Source organism: Sphingopyxis sp. SCN 67-31 (assembly GCF_001725095.1).
Genome location: NZ_MEFH01000080.1, coordinates 1 through 15,519, shown reverse-complemented (window position 1 = coordinate 15,519; position 15,519 = coordinate 1). Strand labels below are relative to the sequence as shown.

The 15,519-nt window shown below is 67.0% G+C and carries 18 protein-coding genes; 13 read left to right on the top strand and 5 right to left on the bottom strand.

What is annotated here, in order from left to right:
• Positions 1 to 200: 200 nt before the first annotated feature.
• Positions 201 to 851, top strand: a complete 651-nt coding sequence (locus ABS88_RS16940; RefSeq protein ID WP_286750187.1) for an HAD-IA family hydrolase — start codon at positions 201 to 203, stop codon at positions 849 to 851.
• A 232-nt stretch (positions 852 to 1,083) separates the two neighbouring features.
• Here ABS88_RS16940 and ABS88_RS16935 read toward each other — a convergent pair whose 3' ends face one another.
• Both ABS88_RS16935 and ABS88_RS16930 read right to left on the bottom strand, forming a co-directional pair.
• The gene (locus ABS88_RS16935; RefSeq protein WP_076076498.1) at positions 1,084 to 1,896 is read right to left on the bottom strand and encodes a universal stress protein; all 813 of its coding nucleotides are present in this window, start codon (positions 1,894 to 1,896) and stop codon (positions 1,084 to 1,086) included.
• Positions 1,897 to 1,953: 57 nt separating this feature from the next.
• Complete coding sequence (locus ABS88_RS16930; protein WP_076076501.1) at positions 1,954 to 2,856, bottom strand: LysR family transcriptional regulator; 903 nt, start codon at positions 2,854 to 2,856, stop codon at positions 1,954 to 1,956.
• Positions 2,857 to 2,944: 88 nt separating this feature from the next.
• Here ABS88_RS16930 and ABS88_RS16925 point away from each other — a divergent pair, with 88 nt between their 5' ends.
• From ABS88_RS16925 to ABS88_RS16870, 12 genes are all read left to right on the top strand, one after another.
• Positions 2,945 to 3,667, top strand: a complete 723-nt coding sequence (locus ABS88_RS16925; RefSeq protein WP_076076503.1) for a CoA transferase subunit A — start codon at positions 2,945 to 2,947, stop codon at positions 3,665 to 3,667.
• Complete coding sequence (locus tag ABS88_RS16920; RefSeq protein ID WP_104959804.1) at positions 3,664 to 4,563, top strand: HAD family acid phosphatase; 900 nt, start codon at positions 3,664 to 3,666, stop codon at positions 4,561 to 4,563. The genes ABS88_RS16925 and ABS88_RS16920 overlap by 4 nt, the downstream gene beginning before the upstream one ends.
• Positions 4,563 to 5,219 carry a 3-oxoacid CoA-transferase subunit B gene (locus ABS88_RS16915; protein WP_067113663.1) on the top strand — a complete coding sequence of 219 codons (657 nt, stop codon included), beginning with the start codon at positions 4,563 to 4,565 and terminating at the stop codon, positions 5,217 to 5,219. The genes ABS88_RS16920 and ABS88_RS16915 overlap by 1 nt, the downstream gene beginning before the upstream one ends.
• Positions 5,203 to 6,507, top strand: a complete 1,305-nt coding sequence (locus ABS88_RS16910) for a serine hydrolase domain-containing protein (protein ID WP_104959805.1) — start codon at positions 5,203 to 5,205, stop codon at positions 6,505 to 6,507. The genes ABS88_RS16915 and ABS88_RS16910 overlap by 17 nt, the downstream gene beginning before the upstream one ends.
• Positions 6,508 to 7,191: 684 nt before the next feature.
• Complete coding sequence (leuC, locus tag ABS88_RS16905; RefSeq protein WP_076076509.1) at positions 7,192 to 8,622, top strand: 3-isopropylmalate dehydratase large subunit; 1,431 nt, start codon at positions 7,192 to 7,194, stop codon at positions 8,620 to 8,622.
• A 63-nt stretch (positions 8,623 to 8,685) separates the two neighbouring features.
• Positions 8,686 to 9,129: a GxxExxY protein gene (locus ABS88_RS16900; protein WP_104959806.1), complete on the top strand. Its 444-nt coding sequence runs from the start codon at positions 8,686 to 8,688 to the stop codon at positions 9,127 to 9,129.
• A complete protein-coding gene (leuD, locus tag ABS88_RS16895; protein WP_076076510.1) occupies positions 9,126 to 9,728 on the top strand; it encodes a 3-isopropylmalate dehydratase small subunit in 603 nt (200 codons plus the stop codon). Before ABS88_RS16900 ends, leuD begins: the two co-directional genes overlap by 4 nt.
• Positions 9,729 to 9,753: 25 nt before the next feature.
• On the top strand, positions 9,754 to 10,749 hold the full coding sequence (locus tag ABS88_RS16890) for an NADPH:quinone oxidoreductase family protein (RefSeq protein WP_076078061.1): 996 nt from the start codon (positions 9,754 to 9,756) through the stop codon (positions 10,747 to 10,749).
• 68 nt (positions 10,750 to 10,817) lie between these two features.
• Positions 10,818 to 11,027 (top strand): DUF167 domain-containing protein, encoded by a 210-nt coding sequence (locus ABS88_RS16885; RefSeq protein ID WP_083675138.1) that lies wholly within the window; start codon positions 10,818 to 10,820, stop codon positions 11,025 to 11,027.
• A 100-nt stretch (positions 11,028 to 11,127) separates the two neighbouring features.
• On the top strand, positions 11,128 to 11,421 hold the full coding sequence (locus ABS88_RS16880) for a hypothetical protein (RefSeq protein ID WP_067113334.1): 294 nt from the start codon (positions 11,128 to 11,130) through the stop codon (positions 11,419 to 11,421).
• Positions 11,422 to 11,472: 51 nt separating this feature from the next.
• The gene (locus ABS88_RS16875) at positions 11,473 to 11,724 is read left to right on the top strand and encodes a type II toxin-antitoxin system ParD family antitoxin (RefSeq protein ID WP_067113337.1); all 252 of its coding nucleotides are present in this window, start codon (positions 11,473 to 11,475) and stop codon (positions 11,722 to 11,724) included.
• Positions 11,717 to 12,013 carry a type II toxin-antitoxin system RelE/ParE family toxin gene (locus ABS88_RS16870; RefSeq protein WP_067113340.1) on the top strand — a complete coding sequence of 99 codons (297 nt, stop codon included), beginning with the start codon at positions 11,717 to 11,719 and terminating at the stop codon, positions 12,011 to 12,013. Before ABS88_RS16875 ends, ABS88_RS16870 begins: the two co-directional genes overlap by 8 nt.
• A gap of 55 nt (positions 12,014 to 12,068) precedes the next feature.
• On the opposite strand, the gene sdhA is transcribed toward ABS88_RS16870, so the two are convergent.
• From sdhA to sdhC, 3 genes are read right to left on the bottom strand one after another with little or no spacing between them, the layout of a single operon-like run.
• Positions 12,069 to 13,871: a succinate dehydrogenase flavoprotein subunit gene (gene sdhA / locus ABS88_RS16865; RefSeq protein WP_067113343.1), complete on the bottom strand. Its 1,803-nt coding sequence runs from the start codon at positions 13,869 to 13,871 to the stop codon at positions 12,069 to 12,071.
• Positions 13,868 to 14,275: a succinate dehydrogenase, hydrophobic membrane anchor protein gene (gene sdhD / locus ABS88_RS16860; protein WP_067113346.1), complete on the bottom strand. Its 408-nt coding sequence runs from the start codon at positions 14,273 to 14,275 to the stop codon at positions 13,868 to 13,870. Before sdhD ends, sdhA begins: the two co-directional genes overlap by 4 nt.
• On the bottom strand, positions 14,268 to 14,711 hold the full coding sequence (sdhC, locus tag ABS88_RS16855; RefSeq protein WP_067113349.1) for a succinate dehydrogenase, cytochrome b556 subunit: 444 nt from the start codon (positions 14,709 to 14,711) through the stop codon (positions 14,268 to 14,270). Before sdhC ends, sdhD begins: the two co-directional genes overlap by 8 nt.
• Between the last annotated feature and the right edge of the window lie 808 nt (positions 14,712 to 15,519).

Genomic DNA, 15,519 nt, shown 5'->3' with positions numbered 1-15,519 from the left:
TGTTCCCCGGCGAAAGCCGGGGTCCAGATGGCTTGGCGCTGCCCCGCGTGGACCCCGGCTTTCGCCGGGGAACACGCTCCGCTTGCCCGAAAGGGATTATGCCAAGCGGCTACCGCTGCCGTAACGGCAGGTTGCGGACGCGCCGGAAAGGCGGCCAAATTCGCTTGCGTTCGGCCGCCACCGCGCGGCATGGCGACGCCATGTCCCGATACACGCATGTCATCTTCGACTTCGGCGGCGTCATCACCGCCTCCCCCTTCGAAGCCTTCAACCGGCTGGAGGACGAACGCGGTCTGCCGCGCGATTTCGTGCGCCGCGTCAACGCCGCCGATCCCGACGGCAACGCCTGGGCGAAGTTCGAGCGCGCCGAGATCGAAGCCGCGACCTTCGACCGCCTTTTCGCAGAGGAGGCGAGCCGCTTCGGCCACGCGCTGGAGGGCGAAGCGGTGCTGGCCGTGCTCGCGGGTGCGGTGCGCCCCGCGATGGTCGCGGCGCTCGATACACTCAAGGCAAGCGGCATCGCCATCGGCTGCATCACCAACAATGTGCCGTCGGGTCGGGGCGCGGGCATGGCGCGCAGCGAGGAAATGGCGCGCGAGGTGGCCGCGATCATGGCGCGATTCGACCATGTGATCGAATCGAGCAAGGTCGGGGTACGCAAACCCGACCCCCGCATCTATCGGATGATATGCGAGGCGCTGGACGTCACGCCGACCGCGTGCGTCTACCTCGACGACCTCGGGATCAACTGCAAGCCCGCCGCCGGGCTCGGCATGCACGCGATCAAGGTGACGAGCGGCGAACAGGCGCTCGCCGACCTGTCGGCCGCACTGGGGATGGAACTGGCGTAGCGGCGGCCGCCAACCCCCAATGAAAGCTGCCGTGTCCCCGCCTTCGCGGGAGCACGGGACCGTTCATTCGGAAGCGAGTCCCCCTTAGAGCGGCGAGCCGTTAATCTCCAACGCTCCATTCCGTTCGTGTCGAGCGAAGTCGAGACACCCATCGTCATGGCGCAAGACCGATGGGTGTCTCGACTTTGCTCGACACGAACGGACAGATGGTTCAGATTTAATGCACGTCCCCTTAATGCGCGAGCAGCAGCGGGAAGCGCCCCTTGGTGACCAGATATTGGGTCGTGCCGCCGAACAGCGTTTCGCGCAGCCGGCTCTTGCCGAAGGCGCCCATGACGATCAGCCCGGCGCCGAGCGCGACGGCCTGTTCCTCCAGCCGTTCCTCGACCGTCGCCGTGCCGCGGTCGACCAGCGTCAGTTCGGCGTGGATGTCGTGGCGCGACAGATAGCGCAGCGCGTCGGTGCCCGGGAAGGCGCCGTCATCCTGGCCGACGGCGACGAGCATCACCGGCCGGCCATCGCGCAACAGCGGCAGCGCGGCCCGCAACGCCGCGGCGGCCTGGGGGCTGCCGTTCCACGCCACCAGTACGGGCGCATCATGGTCGATCGCCTTCGCGCCCTGCGGCAGCGCGAGGACGGGGGCGGGCGTGCTCAGCGCCAGGTCGCCCGCCAGCATCGACGGCGCGCCGCGTCCGTCGCGCGCCTCGCCGGGCAGGCTGACGACCGCCAGGTCGGCCAGCGTGGCGGCCCCGGCGAGCGCGCCGACGATGTCGCCGTCGGCCATCTCGATGTCCCACGGCACGTCCTCCTTGCCGAGCCGGTCGGCAAGCCGGTCTTCGAGCGCCAGATCGTCGGCCTGCGCCCGAGCCAATGCCTCGGCCGCGAAATAGGTGCCGCCGAAGGGATCGAAGCTGACGAACTGCTGCAACGGCGTCGCAATCATCAGCGTGACATGCCCTTCGAACCGGCGCGCGAGGTCGAGTGCGACCTGCAAGCGCCCCTCGAACGCGGCATCATGATCGGCGTGAACCAGAATCGAACGCATCGCGGATCTCCTTCGACTGCCCTGATGATCGATCAATGCACGGCGGGCCGCCCGGGTTCATTGACCGGCGTCAATCTGTGCGACGCGAAGCCGGCTCGCCTCGTCGAAGAGGCGCAGCAGCACCGGTTCGGTATCGACGACGCGCATCGCGACATGGAATTCGATCGGCGCGAGCGCCGGCATCCCCGAAAGCTCGACCAGCGCGCCGCGCGCCATTTCCGCGCGGACCATCGGTTCGGGGAAGATGCCGACGCCGCCGTGCGCCTTGGCGATGTCGATCATCATCCGCGCATTGTTGCACAGGTTGAGCGATTTCTGCGCCACGCGCGACGCGGCGATCGCCTCGCGCATCCGACCGTGGATCGGCGAATGGCTGGCGAGCGACCAGATCGGCACCGACGAGTCGCCGCCGTCGCCAAAGGCCGACGCCACCCGCGGGCTGGCCAGCCAGACCAGCGCGACCGGGCCGATCGGGCTGGTCCGGAGCGCGGGGTGCGCGACCGGCCCGGCGGCGAAGGCCATGTCGGTGCGCCCGGTCAGCAATTGCTGGATCAGGTTGGCGGTCAGGTCGATCTCTATCTCCAGCCCGACGTGCGGCATGTCCGCCTTCATCGCCGCGACAAAGGCCGGCAGGCAGCTCGCCGCCGCGATTTCCCCCGCCCCGATCCGCACCACCCCGCTCGCCTCGGCAAAGCCGCCGCTGCCGAGCAGCGCCTGCTCCATGTCGCGCAGCAGCGGCTCGCAGTCGCGCACCAGCTTGCGCCCCGCCGGGGTCAGCGACATGCCGCGCCCGTCGCGGCGGAACAGCGACGACCCCAGCCGCTGCTCGAGCTCGCGCATGCGCGCCGACACCGCCGGCTGGGTGGTATTGAGGCGCTCCGCCGCCGCCGAAAAGGTGCCGAGCCGGTCGATCCACAGCAGCGTTTCGAGATGGTAGATGGCAATGCGATTGATCGACATTGTTTATGAATAACCGAAAAACACTATGATTAGAATTGATGATTGAGATACGCCAGAGTCGCGCCGACTTGCAAAGGAGCCCCATCACATGGTGAACAAGCGATACCCCGACGCCGCGGCTGCGCTCGACGGGCTTCTGTTCGACGGCATGCAGATTTGCGCGGGCGGTTTCGGGCTGTGCGGCATCCCCGAACGGCTGATCGACGCGATCCGCGATTCGGGGGTCAGGAACCTCACCATCGCGAGCAACAACGCCGGCATCGACGGCGAAGGGCTCGGCAAGCTGCTCCGCACGCGGCAGATCGGGAAGATGATCTCCTCCTATGTCGGCGAGAACAAGGAGTTCGAACGGCAATATCTGGCGGGCGAACTGGAGGTCGAATTCTGTCCGCAGGGCACGCTCGCCGAACGCTGCCGCGCCGGCGGCGCGGGCATTCCGGGCTTCTATACCAGGACCGGCGTCGGCACGCAGGTCGCCAAGGGCAAGGAGGTCAAGAGCTTCGACGGCCAGGATTATATCCTCGAACGCGGCATCTTCGCCGACCTCGCGATCATCAAGGGGTGGAAGGCCGACGAGAGCGGCAACCTGATCTTCCGCAAGACCGCGCGCAACTTCAACCAGCCGATGGCGACCGCCGCGAAGGTCTGCGTCGCCGAGGTCGAGGAGATCGTGCCGGTCGGCAGCCTCGACCCCGACGCCATCCATCTGCCCGGCATCTATGTGAAGCGGCTGATCTGCGGCGCGCCCTACGACAAGAAGATCGAGTTCCGCACCGTCCGCCCGCGTCCCGAAACCGCCGGGGCGGCGTGATGCGCGCCCTGTCCCTCGCGGCGGGCCTGCTGCTCGCGGGATGTGCGTCGACCACCGCAACCACCGCTCCGAAGGCGCTGAGCGACGAGGTCGTCGCCTCGCAGATCGGTGAAAAGCCGACTCCCGCCTCGCCGCCGACGGGCCAGCAATGGCTGTACGGATCGGCGGAAGGCGCGGTCGCGTCGGCGCAGGTCTATCGCGCGCTCGCCGCCTATGTCAGGAACGCCGTGCTTTCGGCGGTTCCCCGCCGCCAGCTCGTGCTAGCCGAAGGATCGACGCCCGCCGCCCCGCGCTTCGACGCCTGCGGCGACAAGCCGCCCGCCGCGGTGTTCGACGCCGACGAGACGCTGATCTGGAACATCGGCGCGATGCGCTACATGGCCGAGCAGCACAAGGATTTCGACCCCGCCATCTGGGACCAGTGGGAAAAGACCGGCGCCGGCAAGGCGATCGCGATGCCCGGCGTCGTCGACGCGCTGGCGGCGATGCGCGCCGCGGGCGTGACGATCATCGTCAACACCAACCGCACCGCGGCCAACGCGCAGGGCACCGAAAAGGCGCTGCGCGCCGCGGGCCTCGGAGAATTCCGGCACGGCGAGACGCTGTTCCTGATGGGCGACACCCCCGACGGCGCGAGCAAGGACGGGCGCCGGGCGCAGATCGCGGCGCGCTGGTGCGTGATCGCGATGGGCGGCGACCAGCTCGGCGATTTCGCACAGGCGTTCAATGCGCCGGGCCTTTCGGTCGCCGACCGCAAGACGCTGGCGACCAGCAGCCCGATCGCCGCCTTGTGGGGCCAGGGCTGGTTCCTGCTGTCCAACCCCGTCTACGGCCCGTCGATCCGCGGCGGCTTTGCCGACATCTTCCCCTCCGACAAGCAATGGGAGCCGAAATAATGGCCGAAGCAACCAAGGGCTGGACCCGCGACGACATGGCGGCGCGCGCCGCGCGGGAATTGCGCGACGGCTTCTACGTCAACCTCGGCATCGGCATCCCGACGCTGGTCGCCAACCATGTTCCCGAAGGCGTCGAGGTGACGCTGCAATCGGAAAACGGCATGCTCGGCATCGGCCCCTTCCCGTTCGAGGGCGACGAGGACCCCGACCTGATCAACGCGGGCAAGCAGACGATCAGCGAACTGCCGCAGACCGTCTATTTCGGGTCGGAGCAGAGCTTCGCGATGATCCGCGGCGGCCATATCGACCTTGCGGTGCTGGGCGGCATGGAGGTGTCGGAGACCGGCGACCTCGCCAACTGGATGGTGCCCGGCAAGATGATCAAGGGCATGGGCGGCGCGATGGATCTGGTCGCGGGGGTCAAGAAGATCATCGTCGTCATGGAGCATAATGCCAAGGACGGCAGCGCCAAGTTCATCCCGGCGTGCACGCTGCCGCTGACCGGCAAGAATGTCGTCGACATGATCGTCACCGACCTTGCCGTCTTCAGGCGCGACGACCATGACAGCCCGTTCCGGCTGGTCGAACTCGCGCCGGGGGTGACGGCGGAGGAAGTCGCGGCTAAGACCACCGCCGCATATGAGGTCGCCATCTAACCACAAGGCCGCGTCGCGCCTTTTCCTCGCCCTGATCGCGATCGCCGCGTTCGGCTTTGCCGGCTGGCTCGGCTTTCGCGTGTCCGGCGGCGACCACGGCCTTGCCAGTGTTGCGATCCCGATGCGGGGTCCGGAAAAGCTGCCCGACACGCCGGCGGAATGGCGCGGCCGGATCGACTATCGCACGTTCGACGAGCAACTTTCCGCGCTCTCGCAGCGGCCCGAAATGGCCGGGCTGGCGGTGGCGGTGGTCGAAGACGGCGAATTGCGCTTCGTCCGCGCCTATGGCGTCGCCGACAAGTCGACGGGCGCGCCGGTCACGCCGCATACGCTGTTCCGCTGGGCCTCGGTTTCCAAGACCGCGACCGGTGCCCTGGCGGCGGCGCTGGCGCGCGACGGCACAGTCGACCTCGATCGCCCGGTCGCCGACTGGCGCACGTCGCTGCGTCTACCGGACGCCGCCGAAGCGCGGATAACGCTCGCCGACCTGCTGTCCCAGCGCACCGGCCTCACCAAGAACGCCTATGACGAGAAGCTGGAGGAAGGGCAGGACCCCGCGCTGCTCCGCGCGAGCCTGGCCGGCGCTCCGCTGCAATGCGAACCGGGCACCTGCCACAGCTATCAGAACGTCGCCTTCGACGGCGCGAACGAGATATTGGCCAAGGCCGCGAACCGGGCTTTCCCCGACACGGTCGAGCATCGTCTCTTCCTGCCGCTCGGCATGGTCAGCGCGGGCTACGGAATGAAGCGGCTGACGGAGGCCAGGGACTGGGCCCGGCCGCACCGCGGCGCGCATGTCCTGCCGGTCAAGGAAGCCTATTGGCGCGTTCCCGCCGCGGCGGGCGTCGAAAGCGACATCGTCGACTTCGCCGCATGGATGCAGGCGATGATGGGAAGCCGTCCGGACGTGCTGCCGGAGGCGGTGTTGCAGATGGCCCATCGCCCGCGCGTCGGCACGGGGCGGCTCTATGGCGGCGCGCTGCGTCAGGCCACCGCCGACGCGGCCTATGGCCTCGGCTGGCGGAGCTTCACCTACGACGGCCACCGGCTCGAAGGCCATTCGGGAGCGGTCGCGGGCTATCGCGCGACGATGATCTTCGAACCGGCGACGCGGACCGGCGTCGTCGCCCTGTGGAACAGCGATTGGGGATTCCCGTTCCGCATCCCCTTCGCCGCGATCGACAGCTACCACAAGCGGGAGGGGACGCGCTGGCTCGACCTCAGTGAACTGCCCCCGGCACGGGGCGGCGCGGTCCGGGCTGCGATCGCCGAGCCGCCGAAAGGCTAGGGCGGATCGACATTCAGAGGATGGCGAGCCGGAGTCGAAGACGACCACAGGTCAAAATGGTGGTTTTTCGGGACCCGGAGCGCAGCGTGCTGATGGCACGTGAGCACCGGAAGCGCGAAAGGCCGCCATTTGCAGGCCGCCAGAGCTGAATGTCGATCTGTCCTAAGGTCTGTGGGGGTTCATCTTGCAACTGTCCTTTATCGTGTGTCCCCGCGAAGGCGGGGACCCATCTGCGGTGGTTTCGAGATGGAACCGGCCGAAGACGGACCCCCGCCTTCGCGGGGGAACACGGCTTTATACAATATCGCGGCGATAAACTCTGAACCCCCACACGCCTTAGCATAATGACATCGGCTGGGTTCGTCACCCGCGAGCGGCGAAGCCGCGCGGCAATCCAGAGTCTCGTAAACCGCCCTGGATTGCTTCCCCCGGATCAGGTCCGGGGTCGCAATGACGAAGCGGGTCAATCCAACGTCATGACGCTCCAAATTCTTGTTTTGCCGTGTTTTCCGACTCGTCAGGTGATTCCACCTGACCTGAAAACACTCCAGCACGCATCGCCGCTGCAAGATCGCCCGGTCTCGCCCCTCCCCCCAAGCAGGGGTGACGATAAGCGCGACCGGAAATTGCGTTTTCCGACCGCCGTTCGCTTGCAAACTTGCGCGAGCGGCTTAAGTGATCCGCATGACTCGGCCCCGCACGCTTTATGAGAAAATCTGGGATGCGCATGTCGTCGAACGGCGCCCCGACGGTACCTGCCTGATCTTCATCGACCGCCACCTCGTCCATGAAGTCACCAGTCCGCAGGCCTTCGCCGGGCTTCGGGCCGCGGGGCGCAAGGTGCGGCGGCCCGACCTGACGCTCGCGGTTCCCGACCACAATCTGCCGACGACCGCCCGCAGGGACGCGGCCGGTCACCGCCTGCCGATCGCCGACCCCGAGAGCGCGGCGCAGCTCGCCGCGCTGGAGAAGAACGCGCCCGAGTTCGGCATCCGCTACATCGACGCGGTCGCGCCCGAGCAGGGCATCGTCCATGTCGTCGGGCCCGAGCAAGGCTTCTCGCTGCCCGGCACGACGATCGTCTGCGGCGACAGCCATACCGCGTGCCACGGCGGCATCGGCGCGCTCGCCTTCGGCATCGGGACGAGCGAGGTCGAGCATGTGCTCGCGACCCAGACGCTGCTGCTCCAGCCGTCGAAGACGATGGAGGTGCGCGTCGAGGGCGAGGTCGGCCCCGGCGTCAGCGCCAAGGACATCATCCTCCACATCACCGGCACGATCGGCGCCGCGGGCGGCACCGGCCACGTCATCGAATATACCGGCAGCGCGATCCGCGCGCTGTCGATCGAGGGCCGGCTGACGATCAGCAACATGGCGATCGAGGGCGGCGCGCGCGCCGGGCTGATCGCGCCCGACGAGACGACCTTCGCCTATCTGAAGGGCCGCCCCTATGCACCGAAGGGCGCCGACTGGGATGCGGCGGTCGAATATTGGAAGAGCCTCGCGACCGATCCGGGCGCGGCCTACGACAAGGTCGTCGTGATCGATGCGGCGGACATCGCGCCGAGCGTCACCTGGGGCACCAGCCCCGAGGACGTCGTGCCGATCACCGGCATCGTTCCCGACCCGGCGAGCTTCGCCGATCCGTCGAAGCAGGCCGCCGCCGCCAAGAGCCTCGCCTATATGGGGCTCGAACCCGGCACCCGCATGCAGGACGTGCCCATCGAGAATATCTTCATCGGCAGTTGCACCAACAGCCGCATCGAGGACATGCGCGCCGCCGCCGCGGTCATCAAGGGCCGCACCAAGGCCGACAATGTCAAATGGGCGATCGTCGTCCCCGGATCGGGGCTGGTGAAAGCGCAGGCCGAGGCCGAGGGGCTCGACCGCATCTTCCTCGACGCGGGGCTCGAATGGCGCGAGCCGGGCTGTTCGGCCTGCCTCGCGATGAATCCCGACAAGGTACCCGCCGGCGAGCGCTGCGCATCGACCAGCAACCGCAATTTCGTCGGCCGTCAGGGCCCGGGCGCGCGCACGCATCTGGTCAGCCCGGCGATGGCGGCGGCGGCGGCGGTGACGGGCAGGCTCACCGACGTCAGGGAGTTGATGCGATGACAGGGCGGTCCCATTCGGGTTCACGCGAAGACGCGAAGACGCGAAGGGAGAAAGGCCGCACCCATGGCTGATGTGGAAGCCATCGCGGCACAGGCGATCGATTGCGGATTTCATATCCATTGCGATCTGGGACCCGGTCTGCTTGAAACGGTATACGAACAAGTGCTCGCCGCCAGCCTCGCTCGGGCGGGTTTGAAGGTCGAGCGGCAGAAACCCGTCAGTTTCACGTTTGACGGAATGCATTTTGCCGACGGTTTTCGTATCGATCTGTTGGTGGAAGACCAGTTGATCGTCGAGATCAAATCTGTCGAAGCCTTGTCCAAGGCACATGGGAAACAAATGTTGACCTATCTACGCTTGATGCAGCAGCCCGTCGGGCTGCTGATGAATTTCGGCGGCGCAACCTTCAAGGAAGGAATCCGCCGTATCGTCAACAATCATACGGCCTTCGCGTCTTCGCGTCTTCGCGTGAACCAAATCGGCGCTGCCGCTGGAGGTCATGCATGACTCCGCTGGACAAGGTCGAGGGCCGTGCGATTCCGCTGGGGCTCAAGAATGTCGATACCGACGTCATCATCCCGGCGCACTGGCTGAAGACCACCAGTCGCGAGGGCATGGGGCGCGGCGCGTTCGAGACGCTGCGCGCCGACCCCGACAATCTGTTCGACCGTCTCGAATACAAGGGCGCGCCGATCCTGATCGCGGGCGACAATTTCGGATGCGGGTCGAGCCGCGAGCATGCCGCCTGGGCGCTCGGCGACCTGGGCATCCGCGTCGTCATCGCGCCGTCCTATTCGGACATCTTCTCGGGCAATGCGGTCAAGAACGGCATCCTTCCAGTCGTGCTGCCCCAGCCGGCGATCGACCGGCTGATGGAGGTCGCCGCGACCGACCCGGTGCACGTCGACCTCGACACGCAGACGGTGACGACGCCCTTTCAGGACCGCTTTTCTTTCGACATCGACCCGTTTCGCAAGATGTGCCTGCTCCACGGCCTCGACGAAATCTCGTTGACCGAAAAGAGCGGCGCCGCGATCGATATCTATGAGCAAAGACTGGCCGAAGATCGTCCGTGGCTGCGCCCCGCGACGATCGACGCCCGATAAAGATAAAGCAGAGGAGATGATGAGGATGAAGGCTCTCTTGTCGACCGCCACCGGCGGTCCCGAAACGCTCGTGCTCGGCGATCTGCCGCGCCCCACCGCCGGCAAGGGCCAGATCGTCATCGACGTGAAGGCCTGTGCGGTCAATTTCCCCGACGTGCTGATCATCGAGGATAAATATCAGTTCCGTCCCGAACGCCCCTTCGCGCCCGGCGGCGAGGTGGCGGGGATCGTCGCCGAAGTCGGCGAGGGCGTGACCGAATTCAAGGTCGGCGACCACGTTCTGGCCGGTTGCGGCAACGGCGGCATGTCCGAAGCGGTCGCGGTCGGGGTTCACAATGTCTATCACCTGCCCGAAGGCCATGACTTCACCGAAGGCGCGGCGCTGCTGATGACCTATGGCACCAGCATCCACGCGCTGGTCGACCGCGGCCACATCAAGGAGGGCGACACGCTGCTCGTTCTCGGCGCCTCGGGCGGGGTCGGCATCGCGGCGGTCGAACTCGGCAAGGCCTTCGGCGCGCGGGTCGTCGCCGGCGTATCGAGCGAGGCGAAGGCCGAGATCGCGCGGCAGGCGGGCGCCGACGAGGTGGTCGTCTATGGCTATCAGCCGTTCGACAAGGATGCCTCGAAGGCGCTGGCGAACACGTTCAAGGAAGCCGTCGGCCCGAACGGCGCCAACGTCATCTACGACGCGGTCGGGGGCGATTATGCCGAACCCGCGCTGCGCTCGATCGCATGGGAGGGCCGCTATCTGGTCGTCGGCTTCCCCGCCGGCATTCCGCGCCTGCCGCTGAACCTGACGCTGCTCAAGAGCTGCGACGTCGCCGGCGTCTTCTGGGGCGCGTTCGTCGCCCGCGAGCCCGAACGCAACCGCGCCAATATCGCGCGGCTGTTCCAGCTTTGGGAGCAGGGCAAGATCAAGCCCCGCGTCACCGAAACCTTCGCGCTGGCCGATGGCGGCAAGGCGATCGCCAGGCTCGGCGACCGCAGCGCGGTCGGCAAGCTGGTCGTGACGATCTGAAATACCGCCCCGACCCCGCGCTGACCGCCGCCCTGCACACGCTCGCCGCGCCCGCCGGGCGGCTGGAGGTGCGCGTCACCCCCGGCGCCAGCCGCGACGAGGTGAAGCTGGCGGACGGCGTCGTGCAGCTTCGCGTCACCGCCCCGCCCGCCGACGGCGCCGCGAACGACGCGGTGCTGCGCCTGCTCGCCGCCGCGCTGGACCGGCCGCGCCGCGACCTGACCCTGGTGCGCGGCGCGGGCGCGCGGATCAAGCTGGTCGCCATTGCGGCGCGCTGAGCCGCCGGGCCGTCGCCGGTCGCCCCCGTCCGTTAACCCTTTGTCAGCGCCTCTCGCCTATCCTGCCGGAGCGTGACCATCGTGCGCAGGGCAGAAAAGCATGGCAACTCGCCGTCCGACGAGGGACTCATATGCCGCGAGCATCGCGAACATTTCGCGCACCCGCCGCGCGCAGCTCGTCGCCGAGTTCGAGGGCGACCTGGGCATCGACCACAAGGAACGCGCCCGCCTCGCCTATGAGGAGAAGCGGTGGCGGGTGATCAAGACGATCATCGTCTGGACCATCGCGCTGATGTTCTTCGCCATCGCCTGCCACAAGCTGTGGCTGATGGGCCAGCAGGTCGACCGCCCCTTCTCCGACCTCGACCCGATCCGGGGCCTGCTGGGCGGATAGGCCGGAGCGCCATTCTGGACGGGGTTACCAAAATTTGGTAACGTGACCGTCATGGCAGCGAAGAACACATCGGTCGCGCTTGGCGAACCCTTTATCGAATTTGCCCGCCGCAAGGTCGAATCGGGCCAGTTTGCGACAACCAGCGAAGTCGTGCGCGAAGCGATGCGGCGCTACATCGCGTATGACGACCGCGTCGAGGCCCTGCGGCGCGAAATCCAGAAGGGCATCGACAGTGGCCCGCCCCGCCCGTTCGACTGGGACAGCTTCATGGAACGAAAGTTCGGCCCCGAAAGCGATGCGTAACATCACCGTCCGCCCCGCGGCGGAGGCCGATATCGACAATGCCGCCGACTACACCATCGAACAATGGGGCATCGAGCAGGCCCGCCACTATATCGGCGATATCCGCCGCGCCATCGAACGCCTCGCGATGGACGGACTACGCCACCCGAAAGAGGCGGACGTGCTTCCGGGCCTGAGACGGGCGCGGAGCGGACATCATTTCATATTCTACCTGATCGACGACGAGCAGGTCGATGTGATCCGCGTACTACACGAACGGCGCGATGCAACGAGGCAACTGAAGGGTTGAGCGCAGGGAGTGGCGCGATTGCCTGCAATCCGCCAACCGCCCTCCCCGCGCCTCCTCAATACACCCGCGCCTTCGGCTCGATATAGGCGACGTCGTCGGACAGCGTATATTCGTGGACCGGGCGATAATCGAGCGTCACCTGGCCGCCCTTGCCGCCCCAGCCGTCGAACCAGCTGATCGTGTGCTTCATCCAGTTCGCGTCGTCGCGGTTCGGGAAATCCTCGTGCGCGTGGGCGCCGCGGCTTTCCTTGCGGTTGAACGCCGAATGCATCGTCACCGTCGCCTGCGCGATCAGATTGTCGAGCTCGAGCGTTTCGACGAGGTCGGTGTTCCAGATCAGGCTGCGGTCGCTGACATGGATGTCCTGCATCCGCGCATAGGTCTGCGCCAGCTTCTCCTTGCCTTCGGCCATCAGTTCGTCGGTGCGGAACACCGCCGCGTGCTGCGACATGGCGCGCTGCATCTCGACCCGGACCTGCGCCGTCGGCGAGCCGCCGCTGGCATTGCGGAAATGGTCGAGCCGGCCAAGCGCCAGATCGGCGCTGTCCTGCGGCAGCGGCGCCTGCGCCGCACCGGGCTTCAGCAGTTCCCTGAGGCGATGGCCGGTCGCGCGGCCGAAGACGACGAGGTCGATCAGGCTGTTCGAGCCGAGGCGGTTGGCGCCGTGGACCGACACGCACGCCGCTTCGCCGACCGCGAACAGGCCGGGGACGACCGCGTCGGGATCGCCGTCGCGCAGCGTCACCACCTCGCCATGATAGTTGGTCGGAATGCCGCCCATATTGTAATGGACGGTCGGCACCACGGGGAGCGGCTGGCGGGTCAGGTCGACGCCCGCGAAGATCTTGCCGCTTTCGGTGATGCCCGGCAGGCGTTCGTGCAGCACCTTCGGATCGATGTGATCGAGGTGCAGATAGATATGGTCGTTGTGCGGACCGACGCCGCGGCCCTCGCGGATTTCGAGCGCCATCGACCGCGACACGACGTCGCGCGACGCGAGGTCCTTCGCCGAGGGGGCATAGCGCTCCATGAAGCGCTCGCCCTCGCTATTGGTCAGATAGCCGCCCTCGCCGCGCGCGCCCTCGGTGATCAGCACGCCCGCGCCGTAGATGCCGGTCGGGTGGAACTGCACGAACTCCATGTCCTGGAGCGCGATACCGGCACGCAGCACCATGCCGCCGCCATCGCCGGTGCAGGTGTGCGCCGAAGTGGCGGTGAAATAACAGCGGCCATAGCCGCCGGTCGCGAGCACGACCGCCTGCGACCGGAAGCGGTGGATGCTGCCGTCCTCCAGGCACAGCGCGATCACGCCGCGGCACGCGCCGTCCTCCATGATCAGGTCGAGCGCGAAATATTCGACGAAGAAGTCCGCGTCATATTTCAGCGACTGCTGATAAAGCGCGTGGAGCATCGCGTGGCCGGTGCGGTCGGCCGCGGCGCAGGTGCGCTGCACCGGCGGGCCGGCGCCCATATTCTGCATGTGGCCGCCGAACGGGCGCTGATAGATGGTGCCGTCGGCGTTGCGGCTGAACGGCACGCCCGCATGTTCGAGTTCGTAGACCGCGGCCGGCGCCTCGCGCACCATATATTCGATCGCGTCCTGGTCGCCCAGCCAGTCCGACCCCTTGACGGTGTCGTACATGTGCCACTGCCAGTGGTCGGGCGTGTTGTTGCCGAGGCTGGCGGCGATGCCGCCCTGCGCCGCGACGGTGTGGCTGCGGGTCGGGAACACCTTGGTGATGCACGCGGTCCTGAGGCCGGCCTCCGCGCTGCCCATGGTGGCTCGCAGGCCCGATCCGCCGGCGCCGACGACGACGGTGTCGTAAGTGTGGTCGATGATCTTGTAGGCGTCGGTCATGCCCCAGCCCCCCCCATGGCGGCTCCGCCGGCAAAAACGATACGGGCGATGGCGAACAGGCCGTAGGCGGCGCCGCCGATCGCATAGAAATTCAGGACGACGAGCGCGAGCAGCCGCGTCGCCTCCCCATGCACATAGTCCTCGATCAGCACCTGAAGGCCGAGCCGCAGGTGCCAGAAGACGCTGACCACCATCAGCGCGAGCGCCAGCGCGACCGTGGGATTGGCGGCCCAGCGCAGCACCGCGCCATGCTCGCCGAGCGGCAGGCGCAGCAGCGAGACGAAGAGGAAGCCGACGAGCAGGACGTTGCCGAGCGCGGTCAGGCGCTGCTGCAGCCAGTGACCGGTGCCGTGATGCGCGGCGCCGAGCCCGCGCACGCGGCCGAGAGGCGTTCCGTTACCCATTGAGCGCCTCCTTGCAGAGATAGAGCCAGGTCGCGGCGGTCGCGAGCGGCGCGGCGACGATCACGATCGTCGACCAGAGCCGGTTCGTCCGAAGCTCGTAGCCCGCACCCGTGTCGAGCAGCAGGTGACGCAGGCCCGAGAAGAGGTGCTGGAAAAAGGCCCAGGTCAGGCCGATCAGCACGACCTTGCCGAGGATGTTGGTGATCTGGTGCACGGTGCCGCCATCGGGATCGTGCCAGACGCAGGCGATGAAGGCCGCATAGGCATCGGGTCCCGCCGCGAGCGCCCCGAGCCACCAGAGGAACATGCAGGCGCCGACGATCGCCAGCCCGTCGCCGCTGACGCGGTGGAGGATCGAGGTGGCCATGTGCGGCCCCCATTTATACACCTGAAGGTGCGGTGCGCGCGGTCGCGCGCCTGGTTGCTTGCCAGCCATATTGCAGCCCCGTCTTGTCAGACTCTATCCGGTCGGTGGGGGCCGGTTAAGCCTTCCTGCCGCGATATGCAATTGCTTAGAGCATGATGACATGAGTTGGGATCGTCATTGCGAGGAGCGAAGCGACGCGGCAATCCAGAGTTGGCGCAAACCGCCCTGGATTGCTTCGCTCCGCTCGCAATGACGAAGGGGGTCAATCCAAAGTCATCAGAGTCCAGGGTCAGGTCCCATCGACATTCCGAAGATGATGAGGCGAAAATGCTGGTTTTTCGCGACTCTGAGCGCGGCGCGCCGACGGCGCGCGCGCCCCGGAAGCGCGAAATGCCGCCATGCGCAGACCATGGACCCCCGGATCGCGTCCGGGGCAGGCTCTGAAACAAGTTCGCAATTATCCCCTTCCAAAGCCGGGGTCCAGATGGCACAGCGCTGCCTCGCATGGACCCCGGCTTTCGCCGGGGAACGCCAGCGTCCCTGTCTCAAGGGTGCAAACGCCAAACAAGTTCAGGGTGACGAATGGGAGAAACCGCGCAGAACGCCAAATCCCGACAGACCATAGAGCGCGATGCGCTCAGATTGACCGCTGGCGTCATGGCGAGCGGAACGAAGCGATCGCCAGCTAGAGCATCGAGCCTTAAATCTGACCCATCGTCCCGTTCGTGTCGAACGGATATGGGGGCGTTGCGGGTTTATGGCACGCCGCTCTAAGGTCTGTGGGGATTCATCTTGCGACTGTCCTTTATCGTGTGTCCCCGCGAAGGCGGGGACCCATCTGCGGTGGTTTCGAGATGGAACCGGCCGAAGATGGACC